This window comes from Microcoleus sp. LAD1_D3 (genome assembly GCF_036702135.1).
Lineage (GTDB): Bacteria > Cyanobacteriota > Cyanobacteriia > Cyanobacteriales > Microcoleaceae > Microcoleus.
This window is the reverse complement of record NZ_JAUBSB010000090.1, coordinates 1-16506: the sequence shown is the minus strand read 5'-3', so window position 1 is coordinate 16506 and position 16506 is coordinate 1. Positions and strand designations below refer to the sequence as shown.

General features: G+C 49.6%; 9 protein-coding genes and 1 pseudogene. 5 read left to right on the top strand and 5 right to left on the bottom strand.

Annotated features, from left to right (window positions below):
* A pseudogene (locus QUA74_RS27765) lies at positions 1–316 on the top strand (hypothetical protein); the annotation flags it as partial.
* Positions 317–492: 176 nt separating this feature from the next.
* Here the strand turns inward: QUA74_RS27765 and QUA74_RS27760 are convergent.
* On the bottom strand, positions 493–1875 hold the full coding sequence (locus QUA74_RS27760) for a UDP-N-acetylmuramoyl-tripeptide--D-alanyl-D-alanine ligase (RefSeq protein ID WP_333335506.1): 1383 nt from the start codon (positions 1873–1875) through the stop codon (positions 493–495).
* A 408-nt stretch (positions 1876–2283) separates the two neighbouring features.
* On the opposite strand from QUA74_RS27760, the gene QUA74_RS27755 reads away from it, so the two are divergent.
* Both QUA74_RS27755 and QUA74_RS27750 read left to right on the top strand, forming a co-directional pair.
* A complete protein-coding gene (locus tag QUA74_RS27755; RefSeq protein WP_333335503.1) occupies positions 2284–3564 on the top strand; it encodes a hypothetical protein in 1281 nt (426 codons plus the stop codon).
* A 287-nt stretch (positions 3565–3851) separates the two neighbouring features.
* On the top strand, positions 3852–4184 hold the full coding sequence (locus tag QUA74_RS27750; RefSeq protein ID WP_006635107.1) for an RNA recognition motif domain-containing protein: 333 nt from the start codon (positions 3852–3854) through the stop codon (positions 4182–4184).
* A gap of 239 nt (positions 4185–4423) precedes the next feature.
* Here the strand turns inward: QUA74_RS27750 and clpS are convergent, their stop codons facing one another.
* On the bottom strand, positions 4424–4705 hold the full coding sequence (gene clpS / locus QUA74_RS27745) for an ATP-dependent Clp protease adapter ClpS (RefSeq protein WP_015178019.1): 282 nt from the start codon (positions 4703–4705) through the stop codon (positions 4424–4426).
* Positions 4706–4992: 287 nt separating this feature from the next.
* Between clpS and QUA74_RS27740 the strand changes: the two genes are divergently transcribed.
* Entirely contained in the window at positions 4993–5595 is a 603-nt protein-coding gene (locus tag QUA74_RS27740; RefSeq protein ID WP_333335500.1) for a DUF3172 domain-containing protein, read from the top strand.
* Between the two features lie 172 nt (positions 5596–5767).
* On the opposite strand, the gene QUA74_RS27735 is transcribed toward QUA74_RS27740, so the two are convergent.
* The gene (locus tag QUA74_RS27735; RefSeq protein ID WP_333335497.1) at positions 5768–7093 is read right to left on the bottom strand and encodes an AMIN domain-containing protein; all 1326 of its coding nucleotides are present in this window, start codon (positions 7091–7093) and stop codon (positions 5768–5770) included.
* Positions 7094–7183: 90 nt separating this feature from the next.
* On the opposite strand from QUA74_RS27735, the gene QUA74_RS27730 reads away from it, so the two are divergent.
* On the top strand, positions 7184–7741 hold the full coding sequence (locus QUA74_RS27730; protein WP_333335494.1) for an NUDIX hydrolase: 558 nt from the start codon (positions 7184–7186) through the stop codon (positions 7739–7741).
* 48 nt (positions 7742–7789) lie between these two features.
* On the opposite strand, the gene QUA74_RS27725 is transcribed toward QUA74_RS27730, so the two are convergent.
* Together QUA74_RS27725 and QUA74_RS27720 are read right to left on the bottom strand one after the other, a co-directional pair.
* On the bottom strand, positions 7790–14725 hold the full coding sequence (locus QUA74_RS27725) for a DUF4347 domain-containing protein (RefSeq protein ID WP_333335492.1): 6936 nt from the start codon (positions 14723–14725) through the stop codon (positions 7790–7792).
* Positions 14726–16027: 1302 nt separating this feature from the next.
* On the bottom strand, positions 16028–16348 hold the full coding sequence (locus QUA74_RS27720; RefSeq protein WP_333335489.1) for a DUF6464 family protein: 321 nt from the start codon (positions 16346–16348) through the stop codon (positions 16028–16030).
* Positions 16349–16506 lie beyond the last annotated feature (158 nt).

Sequence of the window (16506 nt, the reverse complement as noted above, 5' to 3'; positions counted from 1 at the left end):
TTCTGAGTGCAATTTATCTCACTTAGCCCCAGTCTCCCATAAAATAGGTACTTTATTTCCGCCATGCTGTACTAGCAGTTCGATCGATCGACTTTCTTTATATGCAAGTTTAGGCGTACCGGAAGTTTGGCGCTACGACGGAAATCGTTTAATAATTTATCAGTTGGAAACACAGGAATATGTAGAAAGAGATGTTTCTCCGACTTTTCCTTTTTTGTCGCAAGTTGAGATGCTGCGCTTTTTGGAATTGAGGAGAACTACAAAAGAAAATGCTTTAATTCGGTTGTTTCGCGAATGGGTGAGGAGTCAAATTTAGTCAGGGGAGTGAAGGAGGGCGATTCCCTTCGGGATAGCTCCGCTTCACCCACTTTGGAGATGATATCATATCGTGTAAAACATGAGTTTGTAGCGAGGACTTCACGGCGAGCGAGTTTATGGAGGGCTTAAGTCCTCACTACAAACTTAATTATAATTCTTGACGCGGACAGGATATTATTCGCCAGCCAAATCAGCGCGAAACTTCTCCACAACTCGATTTAACTCCACCGAATGAGATGCCTTAAATAAAATACGATCGCCCGGTGTGACAAACTCCATTAAATGTCTTGCTAAATCTTCGCGGGAATTCTCCCTGGCAATATCTCCTATCTCCACAAAAGGCAAACCCGCCGCACCAGCCGCCATCGCCGCCGCTTCCTCAAAATCAGCAAAAATAAACAAAGCATCCAGATGCAAATCTCGCGCCACTCTTCCCACTTGGCGGTGAAATTCGATCGCCCTGTCGCCCAATTCCTTCATCGTTCCCAACACCGCAATCCGGCGCTTTCCTGGAGTATCTGCTAACAGTCTCAGGGCCGCCAACATCGACTCCAAACCAGCATTGTAAGTCTCATCCAGAATCATAATATCTTCGGGCAAATCGTAGCGGCGCGCCCGTCCATCCGGTAACTGCACAGACAAACCTTGCTTTAAAACTTCCCAATCAATACCTAAAGCTTTTCCTACCGCCAAAGCCGCCAAATAATTTACAGCATTGTGGCGTCCCGGCAGTGGCAGCGGCAATTCTACACCATCTACAAACATTGTATTATGATTCAGCAATTTCCCGCACAAATCCCCGCCTTCTAAACCGTAAGTTAAAGTTTTTCCCTGCCAAAGTTTTGACGCAGTTGCGATTAATCTGTCACCATCGTGATTGAGAATAGCAATGCTATCTGTAGGCATTTCAGCTAAAAGTTCGCACTTTGCTTGGGCGATCGCCTCTTCGGAACCTAATCGCCCGATATGCGCCGTTCCTACATTAGTAATTACCGCCACAGTAGGACGCGCAATTTGCGACAGCAGCGCAATTTCGCCACTCCCGCGCATTCCCATTTCAATTACAGCATAATTGTGTAAGGGTGAAAGCTCCAACAAAGTTTTTGGTACTCCAATTTCATTGTTGTAGTTATATTGGGTTTTAAGAACCTTTCCCTTCGTTGACAAAACCGCCGCAATTAACTCTTTAACAGTAGTTTTACCTACAGAACCAGTAACAGCAACTATAGGTATACTGAATTGGTCACGCCACCAACGGGCGATCGACTGATAAGCTTTTAAAGTATCGTCCACGCGCAACAGCGGAAAATTAGGCAATTCCTCTTGCCAATCTCGATCGACAATCGCCGCAATCGCCCCCAAATCCCGGGCTTTTGCCAAAAATTGATGGCCATCAAAATTGTCTCCCCGCAGCGCCAAAAATACTTCGCCCCCCTCAAGAGTGCGCGTATCTGTGGCAATACCTGTCCCTAAAGCTGTCAAAACGCCCTTAGACACCGCAGGCAAAGGTACAGTTAAAATTTCAGCAACTTGGGCGATACTTACGCGACAAACCATAACCAGCACTCACATTTCAAATAATTATTTTCACAGCTAATTCTACCTCGGCCGACCTCAAATTTAACTAACAGGGAGCTGCTGCTCAGGATTGACCTTGATCATCCTAATACTAAATCGTCCGCTCACCCAGAAATTATTCCGTACCCCCCACAATCTTTACCAATACTTTACAAAGTCGATGGTGATTTAAGGCCTTGCTAATTACCAACAATTCATGTCATGCTGGTGTTGATAAATAGTTTAACTAAGCAAAAAATATCGATCGGCTTAAGCTGCTGACAGCTTCTACCCATAAGTCTCAGCCGGCGAGAAGCTTGGTTGACTTAATTATTGCGATTCATTTGCCAATTCATCAAGCTAATAGCGCTGAAAGCTCCTGCCCCAGCCTCGGAGGGTTAATCCACAGTGAACGACTACAACAGACAAAGCCACGAAGAAGAACAGCTACTTTACAAGCATTGGCTGGAGTTGGTACAACGAGAGCAGCCGGCCGAACTCATCAGCCGCTTTCGCACTTTGTTTATCCAGGGTACCGGATATCCCGATCGCTCGATCGCCGACGCACTCGATAAAATAGCACGCTCAGAACACGCCGAACAAGAATTCAAATACATCCTCAACCGCTGCTGCCACATCCTGATCAACCGCTGGCAAACTTACCCCAGCAAGCAAGCCGCCATCCCTGAATTGATCGCTGTGTTTGAAGAAGCGCCCAAAATATTATTTGGATACAATCGATCGGGGGGGCGAGGCTCCATCCCTAAATTAGTAAATCAGTTTACCGAAAGCGAACAGTACCTCACCCTCCAACGCTTAGCCAAAGTCATAACTCACAGCAATGAAGATAGCAGCAACAGCAAAACCCCTGCTACCCTTGCCCTCGGAACCTTAATTCCCCGCTACCCTTACCTCTACAAACACTGCCTCCTCAGCGACGACAGCACCTACGAACAGCAAAAAATCATTAAAAAAATCCAAGCTCAAAAGCAGCAGCAATTTGAGATCAATCTCTCACAATATGTCGCTCACCAAGTGAGAAAAGCCCAAATAGCTCGTCGGGAAACCTCCATTTCCTTCGGTCGAAATATACAAACTATAAAAAATCCGACACTGTTGACCGACCCGGAACTATTCTTTGCCCTCAAGCAATTTGTCGGAAAAGTAGAAGGAGCCGATACCTACAGACAGCTAGCGGGCCGTTTCACGGCGAACGCCAGCACAAATCAGTCCTACCGCTCCTTTAAAGACGACTTGTACGAATACCTGATTTCTTCTGTCACCGATGACCGCTACGGCAAACGTCTCTTTAACGAAAAATTGTATAAGCAACTACAAAACACCCTGTCCCACAGCGATGATCAGAAGTTTAACGAATTTTTAATGATCAGAACTTGCAGCCAGTTATTGAACTTTTTAGTAGTGGAGAGTCCTGTGCGGCCCAACCACTTTGTCTTCATTGACCTGATCTCAAACCTCGGACCGACCCAAACCACCGGTTTGCTGCTGAAAATCGTACTCATTTGCGGCAAAGTCAAGCCCTATCTAGAAAAGCGGCTGGCAATTTTGTTCGGTCACTACGAATGCAGTACCCGAGAAGGCGTGGTGTGGTTAGTCAAAGCCCTAGAAAACGTAAACCTAGCTTTGACTACCAACTTTGGCAAGGTGGATGTATCTTTCCTGCGGTGAGAGCGCGCGCCACAACTTTCTCTGCTTCCACTGCAGACAAAACATTACACTGATAAACCAGGTTTATGAATACCCTAAAAGTTTTACGTTTAATTAGAACGACTTAATTAACTGCTGAAACCTACTCAAAAGACGCTATTCTATGTTAAAGTACCAAGTGTGAATCAGATTCAGTTGCAGGCTTTGTTCATTGCTACAGAATTGTCTAAAAACTTGCCCTTCTGTATCGGCAGGGGACTCTCCGAAACTGAAATCTTCGCACTGTCTAAATTTTGGAGTTATTCCTCATGTCGATATACGTCGGTAACTTATCCTACCAAGTTACCCAAGAAGACATCACCACCGTCTTCGCCGAATACGGAACCGTTAAGCGAGTACATCTACCTACCGACAGAGAAACCAGTCGCCCCCGCGGCTTCGGTTTTGTAGAAATGTCCACAGATGCAGAAGAAGATGCAGCCATTAGTGCTCTCGACGGAGCAGAGTGGATGGGTCGCGACCTCAAAGTTAACAAAGCTAAGCCGCGCGAAGATGAAGGCGGCCGGGGTGGCGGCAACCGGGGCGGCGGCGGCCCTGGAAAATTTGCTCGCGGAGGAGGAGGCGGAGGAGGACGTTATTAATTTCCTCCTTAGTTTCCTCGGATAAAGATTTGAGATTGGAGAGTTGAAATTGGCGCGAGAGCTCACCTAGCTCCGAACCACTTCCGGCCGTTCCGAAAAACCTATGCTCTTCAAATTTCCATATCTACCCGATTAAATATACCAAAAAGCCAAGGGCCTAACCCTTGGCTTTTTGGTATGAGGGTGGACGGTATGAGTCTGAAATCCGCTGGGCGAATCCGTTGCAGTACCGTCAGGTTCTAATCGTCAGGTTCGATGCTGCTGCTCAATCCATGATTATTGAGCGTTTCAGCGTAAAACTCAGCGTGTTCGAGAGCGCAAACAATCACCAATCCCATCCCGTTAGTATGGGCTTCCATCATCACATTTACCGCCTGTGGCTGAGTCAGACTCGGTACCGTCGCCATCAAAGTCTGCACCACGTACTCCATAGGATTGAAATCATCATTGTGCAGCAGAACGCGGTAGCGCGGTGCAAGCTTACGGACTGTGGATGGCTTTTGAATAATTTCGACAGACACTAATCTATACCTCCTGACTTGTAAAATGTTAAAATTTGTTAACCATCTTGAGCCGGATTCCTCCGCTGTGCAAGAGTATGTCACTTTCAGCTATTTTATTGAAATCTGAAAATTCAGACAAGGCAGCCCCTTGGTCGATCGCGAGCTGTGAACAAAAAACCAAACCCACAGGGGGTGTCTGGGGCCTGTAGCAACCACCTTCCTAGCGTCATAATATTAGAAAGGCGAGATCGGTTAAAAATAACAAACTACTACCTGTTGAGTCTCCAGAACTGAGGGAACCTTATATGAAACGCAAACCTAAATCCTACAACGACAGATTCAGCGGCGACCCACCCCGAGGAGATGAAGACTCCGACTATTCCGGCTCAATGGGCGGACAGTCGCGGCGTCAACCTCAGTCCGGCAAACCCTCTTTTCTCAATTCCGCCACCCTAGGGATTTTAACAGCCGTCTTTATTCTGGGAATTGGGATTGGCATTGCCTTTAGCTCCACAGCTACAATTAGCCCAGAGAACGTAGCCTCCCGCGAATTTATCGACCGCAGTGCCCCGAACCCAGAACTTTGCGTGCAGTTTGGAGCAAGCGCGATGGTGACAGATATGCGCCTCTACGTCACCCTCAACCCTTTCAACGTCTACATCTCGCAGCCGAGTATGCGCCCCGGATGCGTCCTGCGAACCAATAACTGGGCAATTCTGGAACAAAGAAAACTCATCAGCCAAGACCAAGTGCGCGATTGCAAAAATCGCATGAACACCTTTGGGTTCACCGGCCCCCTGGAAGCTCAACCCGAAATTAACTGTATCTACCAAAACGACGGCGCTAAAAACCTGTTCCTCAACCAACCGGGTTCGATAGCTCCAACCACGGAAGGTCAAAATTTCTAAATCGCCGATATAGCGGTTTTCGCTTGAGCAAAGTACAGATATGGGGTAGGGACTTAGGCTTGGCTTAAGTCCCTACTTTATTTTATAGAATGGAAAACTGCTCTAAGAAAATATTGAAGGAAGAGGTTCGAGGGAAGAAAAAAGTCTTTTCTCGAACCTCTTCCTTCTTGCTTCAAAAACCAAACTGGGGGAAATCTTCCGTTAACTCAACTTGCAAAATTTGGCCGGGTTGAATCGTAGCAGGTTGAGGAGCTGCCACGTAAGTTGTAGCAGCACCTGCAGCCGCTCCAGCCAACAAACCGACACCGGAAAAGCCGCTCAGCAAGAACAAAGCTAAGCCACCAATACCAGTATTTCGCAACAAACTGCGATCGGAAGGCTGAGCCCGTCGGCCTTCCACGGGTTCCGAGCGAGCCACCAGAGGGATATTGCGGCCGTTGAGACTAATAGCTTCCACTACAAATCGACTGCCGAGGTTAGTCGTTTCAAATCGACCGATGACCGGCGTATTAGCAGGTACGATCGTATTACCGCGACTGTCGAGAATTCCCCCTTGCAGCAGCAGCACTTCCTCTCGGCTGGGCTTTGCTTGTAACCGCAAAGCCCGATCGCCAGGGTATAGCAAACTCAGCTCCGTGCCCGCCGGCAACAAGACATTCGCCCCAGCCGCAGCCTGCAAAGGAGCATTCGATCGTCCGCGAGGAAGCGGTTCACCAAAAGTAAGCGTCCGCTGTTGGGGTGCAGCAGTCGTTATTTGAGGGTCTAGGCGGGGTACAGCAGCAGCTTGTACCCCACGGCGTTCGTCAAGGCGAACGTTGACTAAAGGCACTCTGAGCGGCCGGATTTGGTCATTTGAAGTTGACCGCGGCGAAAAATTTGTACCGGGATTCGGGGAAGTAGGAGGCTCAGGTCGATCGACCTCTGGGGCAGCAGTTGAGTTAGAATCTGTCGGTGGCTGGTTTTGCGGTACTTGTATTGCAGGCTGGGGTTGAGTTTCGGGATTTTCCATACTCGCAGTCGGTTCGATCGAAGGACGCAACACCCAGCGATTTTCTACCCCAATTCTTTGGAATTGAACTTTCCCCGCGCTAAAACCGACTCCAGGAGCCAAATTGACCATAATTCTCGCCGTTCCCGGTTGAACTTGACTCACTCCCACAGAACGCACTCTGCCTTGTGGGTATAGCTGAGTTGCATCTACTCCGATCTCAGTATTGGGCAAATCCACAGCAATCTGACTGGGGTTGAGTAGAGAATATGTGGGGGTTGTTCCCTCTGGAAGAGTAATTTCTAGCTGATTTGTCGCCGGATCAAATTTCCAACTTGTGACTGTAGAAGCATTTACTGGTTCCAGTGTTGCTGGCACTGCTGCAACTGCGGCAACGACTGCTAGACCCAGACTCAGTGACTCGATCGCCAACAATCCCGGTGCTAGAGAATTAACAGTCCATTTTGGTAAGTCTTCCCCAAATCTGGTGAGTAATTTTTTGTATGGCATGGCGGCTGGGTGAAATTTTTGATCTGAAATAAATTATGGATGGGAAAATTGTGCCTTCGGATGACGCTGAAAGTTTAGCATTATGGCGATATGAAAAATTTAACTAAATGGAAATTATTGCGATCGCGCTTCGTTCTTAACAACAAGTGGTGTCAGGTTAGACAAGATGAAATAGAATTGCCAAGCGGACAAATTATAGACGACTTTTTTGTTAATGTCCGACCCAATATCGCCCTCGTATTTGCCACGACAGAGCAGCAAGAACTTGTATTAGTGCGCCAATACAGGCACGGAGTAGGCGAAATTTTGCTGGAACTGCCTGCCGGAACTTTCAATCCTGCTGAAGAGAGCGGGAAATCGGCAGCAGCCAGAGAACTTGCCGAAGAAACGGGATATGTTGCTGAAGAAATTTTGGAACTAGCAACCTTATATGATAACCCCGTAAAAGACACCAATTCTATCTACCTATACTTTGCTAAAAATGTCAAGCTTGCCAGCAAAATTCAATTAGATATTACAGAAGATATTGAAGTTGTTTTAGTCCCCGTTGCCGAAGTTTTGGTAAAAATAAAAAACCGAGAAATTTGTGTAGCAGGAAGCATCGCAGCTATTTTTTTAGGATTAGAATTTTTGAATAAACAGCGGTAAGGTGCTTTGTGAATGGAACCCTACACGCTGTTTTTTGTGAGGCTTGTCTTAACGAGAAAGAGTCAAAAAATCCAGAGAAGTAATAGTATTATCAGCCCCAAAAACCTGAGCCAAAACCTCGCCTGTCGCAGCAACTTGCAGCAGTGTGCCATTCGCCATCGAGTTAATTTGCAAAGCCTCAAAACTCAATCCGTCAGCCAGAACAAACTTATCAGTTCCTACGGAAAAATTGAGGATAGTATCAATACCACTATTAGCACTTAACACAAAGTGATCATTCCCCGTACCCCCAATCAAAGTATCATCAGAGCCATCACCAAACAGCCAGTCATCTCCTGCACCCCCATTAAGAATATCGCTATCTTTCCCTCCGTAAATAGTGTCATTACCCTCATCACCATTGAGAGTATCTTGACCTTCATTGCCGTATAACAGGTCATCGCCACTACCACCATTAATACAGTCTTGCTGACCGTCTTGACCAACAGCGCCTCGCTCATTTTGCCCACGATCGCCAAAAAGCGTATCATTCCCCTGATCGCCGCACAAAATATCGCTGCCATCATCGCCGTAGATCAAATCATCGCCAGCATCGGCCTGTACTACATCGTCATCCTTGCCTCCACGAAGGGTATCGTTACCAAAACCCCCACTCAAAGAGTCGGAACTCTCGCCGCCGTTGAGTTCGTCATTTCCATCTCCCCCAAATAGCAAGTCGCGGCCATCCACATCGGACACTAACTCGTTTTGCAAACTACCGTAAAGCGAATCGTCTCCTTCATCGCCGACAATAGTGTCGGAACCGAGTTCGCCCCAAATCAGGTCATTATCTTTGCCGCCATAAACTAAGTCATTACCTTTGCCGGCAAAAATGCTGTCGTTACCGCTACCGCCGCCGATGATATCGCCGGTGTCGTTACCGAAAATTAAATCACCTTCATCCGTAGCAACACTACTGCCAAGTTGAGTGCCGTAGTCGCCGACTATGGTGTCGGAACCTTGATTGCCGTAGAGAGTATCCGAGTCAGTTTCGCCGAAAATTCGATCGCCCCCTTTGCCTCCAAACACCAAATCCCGTCCGTTGCCACCCAGCAAGGTGTCGTCTTGTTCTTGGCCGTGAAGTAGGTCGTTGCCATCACCTCCCAACAGCAAATCGAAGCCGTCGGGGTCACTGTCTAGGGAGTTGAGTACGCCACCAAACACAGAGTCGTCTCCGTTGTCGCCCCAAAGGGTGTCCGGGCCTTTGTCACCCCAAATCAGGTCGTTGTCGATGCCACCATAGGCGTTGTCAGGACCTTTGCCCGAGTAAATGGTGTCGTTGCCTTGAGTGCCTGCTATGGCGTCGCCTGAAGACCCGCCGAAAATCAGGTCGCCGTCGTTGTCGGTTAAGTCGATGTTGTTGCCGTTGTCGCCGACTATGGTGTCGGAACCCTGATCGCCGTAGAGTGTGTCTCCATTGCGATCGCCAAACAGGCGATCGTTTTGTTTGCCGCCAAATACGACATCTTGGTCTTTGCCGCCGTAAACGATGTCGTTGCCCTTACCTGCTGCGATGAAGTCTCGCTGTTGGTCGGCGTAAACGATATCGCTGCCTGCTTCACCTAAAACTGTGTCGTCGCCACCCTTGGAGAGAAACAGTTCGTTAGTTTCGTTTCCTGTTAAATAATCGTTGCCCTCGGTCCCGATGCTGGTGTTTTGGATGTCGATGAGTTGGGCGGCGTTGGAGTCGAAGTTGAGTATTGCCGAAGGCTGGGGGGGGATAAATGTGATGAGAGGCTGCCCTTTCAAGGGGTCGCAACCGCAACTGGTATCCGGTTCGGGTACTCGGTTGAAGATGGGGGTTGGTTCTGGGGCTGGTTCTGGGGCTGGTTCCGGGGCGGGCGCGGGTGTGGGTGGTGTTGGTGTTGGTGGTGGTGGTTCCGGCGCGGGTGTTGGTTCTGGCGCGGGTGTGGGTGTTGGTTCTGGCGCGGGCGCGGGTGTTGGTTCCGGCGCGGGTATGGGCGTCGGGGCAGGTTCCGCTGCGGGTGTGGGTGTTGGTGCCGGCGCGGGCGCGGGTGTTGGTTCCGGCGCGGGTATGGGCGTCGGGGCAGGTTCCGCTGCGGGGGTCGGTGTTGGAGTTGGTGCCGATGTTGGTTCCGGCGCGGGTGTTGGAGTTGGTGCCGGTGTTGGTTCCGGCGCGGGGGTCGGTGTTGGAGTTGGTGCCGGTGTTGGTTCCGGCGCGGGGGTCGGTGTCGGTATCGATTCCTTCAGGGGAATCAGAGAGACAGTGGCGACTGCCGCACTGGTGGCGCCGAGGTTGTCTGTAGCGCTGTAGGTGAAGTTTGCCCCTGTGAAATTGCCGGAAGCCTGGAAGAACAACTCGGTAATTTGCTCGGTTGTTAGGGTTTGACCAGCCGTGACCCGCACTCCCTGGCTGGGATCACCCAAGAACAGCGTGCCCTCATTGGCGGGCGGCAAGGTGTTTACGGTAAAGGAAACCACCGTCCCGTCTGGGTCGGTTCCTCCGAGTCCGGGGATGTTCACTGTTGTTTCCAGCAACAAAGCGACGCTGGAGTTGTTGGCGACGGGTGGCTGGTCGGTGGGAGGTAATAGTGCTAGCAGGGAGGCTGTAGCGGGGGCTGGACTGAGGGCGCCGCGGCGGTCTGTGGCGCTGTAGGTAAAGTTGGTGGCGGCGAATTCGCTGGTTGCTTGGAAGAATAACTGGCTGATTTGAGTTGTTGTAAGTCTTTGGCCTGCCGTGACCCTGATTCCCTGGCTGGGATCGCCCAAGAACAGGACGCCTTGATTTGCCGCCGGCAGGGTGTTGATAGTGAAGGATTCGATCGAGTCGTCGGGGTCTTTGGCCGTCAGCGCTGTGAGGTTGACGGTGCTGTTTGGCGCCAGGGTTTTGCTGAAGTTTGTGGGTACCGGCGGGTAGTTGAACGCCAGCGACACCAGAGAAACTGTGGCTGTAGGACTGCTGCCACCGAGATTGTCCTTGCTGCTGTAGGTAAAATTAGCTCCTGTGAAATTGCCGGCCGACTGGAAGAATAACTGCGTCATTTGCTCGGCTGTCAGGGTTTGACCTGCCGTGACGGCGACTCCCCCGGTTGCGGGGTCGCTCAAGAACAGGACGCCTTGATTTGTTGGCGGCAGGGTGCTGATGGTGAATGTAACCACTATGCCGTCTGAGTCTCTGCCTCCGAGCCCGCTAATTTGGACAACGCTGTTGGGCGCTAGCGCAGCGTTGCTGCTGTAGGCTGATGGAGGTTGGTTGGGTATGGGCTGCGCGCTAATAATAGCGGTGGTGACAGTGGCTCTGGACTCGGAACCGTTGTTATTGCTGGGTTCGGGGTCAAAAGTGGTCGATCGACTCTGGGAAGTATTGCTAATGGTGCCGGTCGCTGGAACGACTAATGTTACCTCGCGGTTGATGTTGCTGCCGCTAGTCAAACTGGGAATTGTTGGGAAGGTGACAACCCCTGTCACTGGGTCGTAAGTGCCGTTATCTGATGCGCTGACTCCCGTTAAACCGGGAATGATGCTGTCTATAATTACTAGGTTTTCAGCAGCATTCGGCCCATTGTTTGCGGTAGTTATAGTATAAGTCACGGAACTACCAGCAGGAGCAGATGTGAGACCGCTCTTGGACGTAACCAAGTCGGCCACAGGATCGATCGAGGTAATGACTCGACCCCCCGCCTGACCGGGCACTGCGACTGTCGAGCCGTTGTTGTTTGTTAAGTCCGGGTCAAAAGTGGACGATCGACTCAATACAATGTTGGTGATGCTTGTCAGGGTAGGCGGCGGTACAAAGCTGATGGTGCGGCTCTGGTTGGTGCCGCTGGCTAAAGTCGCGATGACTGGGAACTCGATCGCTCCTGTGGCAGGATTGTAGGTTCCGCCGTCGGACACGCTGACATTAGTTAAGCCGGGAATCAAGCTGTCGGTGATGACTACGTTGGTCGCGGGACTCGGCCCGTTGTTGGTAGTAGTGATTGTATAAAGGAGCGTGTCGCCCGCCTTGAGGCTGGCTGGAGCCGTTTTTTGGGTGACAACATCGGCCACAGGATCGATCGAGGTGGTGACGGTGGCGTTGGGGTTTGTACCGTTGTTGTTGGCCGGAGTGGAGTCGGGAGTGATGGAGGTACTTCTGGCCGTGTTGCTGATGGAAGTTAGGGTGGGCGGTACTGTGAAGTCGATCGTCCGGGTGACTGTCTCCGCGTTGGCGATTGCCACGGGCGCGAAGGTGACAATGCCAGTCGCTGGATCGTAAACGCCACCGTTAGATGCCGTGACTCCAGTTAACCCCGGAACTATGCTGTCAGTGATGGTTACAGCTTCTGCAGGACTCGGGCCTAAGTTGATTGTGGCGATCGTATAGCTGACCGAGCTATCGGCGGTAGCACTCGTAGAGCCGGTTTTGGTGGTTGCCAGATCCGCGTTGGGCGCAATACTTGTCGTCACCGTAGAGTTAGTGAGAGTTCCGTCTTTGTTGGTTGTCGAGCCGTTGTTGTTGGTGGCGATCGGATCGAAAGTCGCCGCGCTACTCCGGGCTGTGTTGCTGATGGCGGTACGGGTGGCTGGGGCAATGAAACTGATGGTGCGGGTCGCAGTAGCCGAATTTGCCAGCGCTGTCAGTGCTGGGAAGGTGACAATGCCCGAAACTCGGTCGTAAGTGCCGCCGTCCGATACGCTGACTCCTGTTAAACCCGGAATAATGCTGTCAGTGATGGTCACATCGGCAGCGGGGTCTGGCCCTATGTTAGTCGTAGTCAATGTGTAGGCGACGCTTGACCCAGCCGAAGTAGTCACAGGGCCACTTTTGGTAGTAACTAAATCCGCGACTGTATCGACAACTGTGGTAAAGACTACACCAGGCCCCTCGATTTGCCCTGGCGCAAGCACACCGCTGTTGTTGCTGAGGTCGGGGTCGAAAGTCGAGCTAGTGCTGAATGCAACGTTGGCAAAACTGCTACCGCTGGTTAAACCGGGCGGCAAATCAATTGTCAGGGTGTAAGTCAGAGTCTCACCCGCATTGAGAACCGGAATTAACGGCCAGGTGACAGCCTTGGTTTGGTTCACGTAAGTGCCGTTGTTGGAGGCATTGAGAATCGGCGGCAATCCCCCCGGACGCAGCAGTTCTAAAGGTATTTCGTCTTGAATCAGAACATTTGTAGCAGGCGCTGGCCCCTTGTTTACAGTAGTAATCGTGTAGGTAATCCTGCCTTCGGACTTGACGAACTGCGGGCCGGTCTTGATAGTGGCAACCTCAGCGGCGATACTGGGAGGATTTATAGTTTCAACTACCAGGTTTTGAAGTTCGTGAATGTTGTTGGCGCTTCCTGTGGAACTGCCAAAACCAAATTTGAAAATTGGCGGTACTGGGCCATTTGCGGTTGCTAAGTTGGGGATGTCGATCAATGTAGTTTCGTAGATGTCGTCGAAATTTTCATCGAAGGCAACGGTGAGGCGAGAGGGATTCACCGGATCGTTAGATGGATTCAGTGTAATTTGAACGGATCTTTTGGCTAAATTGCGATCGAGCGTGAACGTATTGCTGAAGTTAAAACTGCTGCCCGGTTCAGGGCCACTAAAGTCAATGCTCGTAGGAATGTTATCGATGCCGAAGGGAACGATCGCATTTGTTAAAAACGGATAACCCTGTGCTTGATTTCCTCTAACAGTTACTGAATCAGGTCTGAAAGAACCAATAGAGGAGCCGGGAATCGAAGGAGGCTCCGGGCCGGAGCGCCCTTCTGTGGATGTTGAAAAATTGCCAAACTCGTCAAGCCCAATGCCTAAATAACCTCCCTCAATACCGGGTATATTTGTTCGTGGAGCGTAAGCCAGAGAACCACCATAACCCCCAGTCCTTGTTGGGCTAACAGTGCCGTCAATCAAGAAGAAACCCAGCCCGTCCCCTGGCTGAGGGCTAATAAAGGGGGCCGGAGGCTCAAATTGCCCGCTTGAACCGTAAGAATAAAAATCAAACTGGACTCTGAGACCGTCGGTTGAAGGAATGGGGTTGTTGTAGATGACGAAGGCTTCCCGAAGGTTTACTGCTGGAGTTAATAGCAGAGCGCCATCGCCGGGACTTGCACCGCCCAAAGCCGGAAGTACGCCGGATACTGTGCCTCCGGTAATGCCGGGGATAAGTTGATCGGCTGCGGTCACCCCACTGCTGGGATCGAACAGTGCCCCGTCGTTTCCCCCGTAAATCCAAGGCCCCCTAACTGTGGAGTTTTTGAAGGTTTCGTTAACTAATGTGCCGAGAGCGTAAGGGTAGGCTTCGAGCACTTCTTTTTCAATGGCGATTCTCGCCTTTATTTCCCCGATCGCAAATTTTAATTCCCAGTCGCCACCGAGTGCCGCACTCCCCGTCAAGTTGTCGGAAGCTGCAATATCTGCACCGGCAATAAAGCTCAGTCGCCGCACGAAGACCTCGCCGCTTTCCCCCGCTGCGATGCTGCACCCGAATAACAAGATATCTCCTCTCTCGCTGAGGGCTTTTCCCCACTGCTGTAACAAATGGCTGTAGGTTTGTAAGTTGTCGTTGCAGAGTTCGATCGACCCTAGCTGCACCGCCGCTTCTCGACCGTGAGAAACTATCTGAAGGCTGTCTAAATCGTTGTAATTAGCCAAAATTCTAGTAATTTGCTCGACTCCATCCCGCGTCGAGTCCAGTACAAATACCTCTGTATCGGCTGTTGCTCCTCTTGCCAAGCTGTCGCAGTTCTCTACTCTGGCATCGAGGAACAGTACATTTTTTATAGTCTGGGCGCCCACAGACTCGGTTGCTCGCAAAAATTCTCTGTGGGGATGCCCAATTCCCGTGCCACCACGAAGTTTTTGGGACAGGAAACACTCCTCTGTTTTTACTTGTTTTATTGGTTTTTTCTGATGATAAGTTGCTGTTGTTCGGCAGTGTGCGCCCGCAATCCTTGCGGGGGATTCACATATTTCTGGGGTGATAAAAATGGGTTTGTTGCAGATGCTTTGCATGGTCGAATTGGCTCACGGATTGTAGATGATGTACCCACTTCAAGATGATAAATATCACCTATTGACAAGGTTGAATTGCAGAGTAAGAGGCTCTGCTGCTTGATTTAGAGCAAGAGCAAAAAACGATTTTTACTCAGGAGAAAGCAGTGCTATATTGACCTTTCATAGCATTGCAAATATCACCGGCAGAAAAGCTGAGGATTTGGGGTTTAAATCCCCATAATCTCTCTATCGGGTGATATTTTGCCTTCGGCTTTTTTCTTTTCTGTTAGCGAGTGGATCTGTTACACGCTTATCTCTTACATCGCGCAGTAGATAATAATACGAGTTCTCAAAAATTTACTTGATGAGGTTTTCTGTACATCTTCTAAGGCATTTTATTTGCAGAGAAAATTAACTATTTCTAGACGTATAAACCAGGTTTGAGGGACGAAAAGACTTCTTTCCAGCCCTCGCTCCCGCTCAACAACTCGGTTTCTTTGGTTTTGGTGTGCAAGCCCTGTTCACAATAGCAACCAGACATTAATTAGGGAGTTATAGCCGTGACATAATTATGGCGGCCGTGCCCGAAGTGTTATTCAACTGAGATCTTGTACCATTCTCAATAACCCTTCTATGGGGGGGTTCTCCTGCCCCGCCCATAAGAAAATTCACTTGTTGTGGAACAGGCCGAAAAGCCTATTCTTGAGAATGGTGCAACATATGAGATTCAATTGAAATTGGCATACCCTGTATCGACGAAGCGTCTTAAAAATTCATGACTTGGAGTCTGGAGATAGCAATCTAGGTTTGAGACTGTTTCGCTACGATCGCAAAAACAGATTCGTGCAGCCCACAAGCAACTTCTCAAGTTGTCAACTTAGAGTCTTCGAGCGGGTTTCTGTTTAAGATAAATGCTCGGGACAATGTTTCGTGCAGAATTTTTCATGATGTTTTGGAGAAACTGATTGGGAGATTTGCGCCTCAGCTACTTACGATTTTTGTTGGCTACTTTTCTTAACTGTAGGAGTTACGCCCAGGAGACTAGAAACCGGATTTATGCCTAGATTTCTCGCCGCCAAACCAAAATTTATCATCTAAACCTGGTTTCTGATCGTAAGTCGTCAACTAGAAAAACACCGATCGCAATTCCCCTGTTATGGCAACTGTAACCAAGCAATAATGCTCGATTAGGTTTTAATTGCTGAGTTGGGGCGTGGGTCGTCCCAAACAAGCTTCACCAATAATCATTACACGTAAGTACATACTAACTCATTGATTACTACATCCGCAAATAGACGTAGATACAAGCACCAATATAAGCTATATCTTTTGATCCCGAACGTCAAGTGTTCTGGCTTGGTAGTACCGACAATCTTGACAGGGCCCAGAAGGATTGACAGCGCAGCGAATGTAATTAGAGCGGGCGTTATACTCGCAAGTGATATCGCCGATCGAATAACCGAGGCTTTGTATGTAAGTGCGATCGGCAGTTGGTAGTTGAGTTCGCATGGGTCTATTCGCTACCGCAAGTCTGGCCGCTGCAATTCTGTCGCGGGCTTGGCTCTGGGCAGAGCGCATCACCCACAAAGACAGCAGCGAGGGAGCTAAACCTATGAAAATAATCAGGAGAGCAGTTAGCACTTTTTCAGAGCTTATGTGGAGAATATTTGTTTTAATTTAGGCGATCGGCAACAAAAAATCCTCCTCGAAAAGACGGTTTTAAATAGACCTCTTGCAAAAAAAATCTATGCTATAATAGAAGGTTTTCAATTTAATCCCCCTAGAGCTAACTCATAATT

Excerpts from the sequence above, each read along its gene's own strand:
- QUA74_RS27760 (WP_333335506.1), bottom strand. The coding sequence starts at position 1,875 with ATGGTTTGTCGCGTAAGTATCGCCCAAGTTGCTGAAATTTTAACTGTA.
- QUA74_RS27750 (WP_006635107.1), top strand. The coding sequence starts at position 3,852 with ATGTCGATATACGTCGGTAACTTATCCTACCAAGTTACCCAAGAAGAC.
- QUA74_RS27740 (WP_333335500.1), top strand. The coding sequence starts at position 4,993 with ATGAAACGCAAACCTAAATCCTACAACGACAGATTCAGCGGCGACCCA.
- QUA74_RS27735 (WP_333335497.1), bottom strand. The coding sequence starts at position 7,093 with ATGCCATACAAAAAATTACTCACCAGATTTGGGGAAGACTTACCAAAA.
- QUA74_RS27730 (WP_333335494.1), top strand. The coding sequence starts at position 7,184 with ATGAAAAATTTAACTAAATGGAAATTATTGCGATCGCGCTTCGTTCTT.
- QUA74_RS27725 (WP_333335492.1), bottom strand. The coding sequence starts at position 14,725 with ATGCAAAGCATCTGCAACAAACCCATTTTTATCACCCCAGAAATATGT.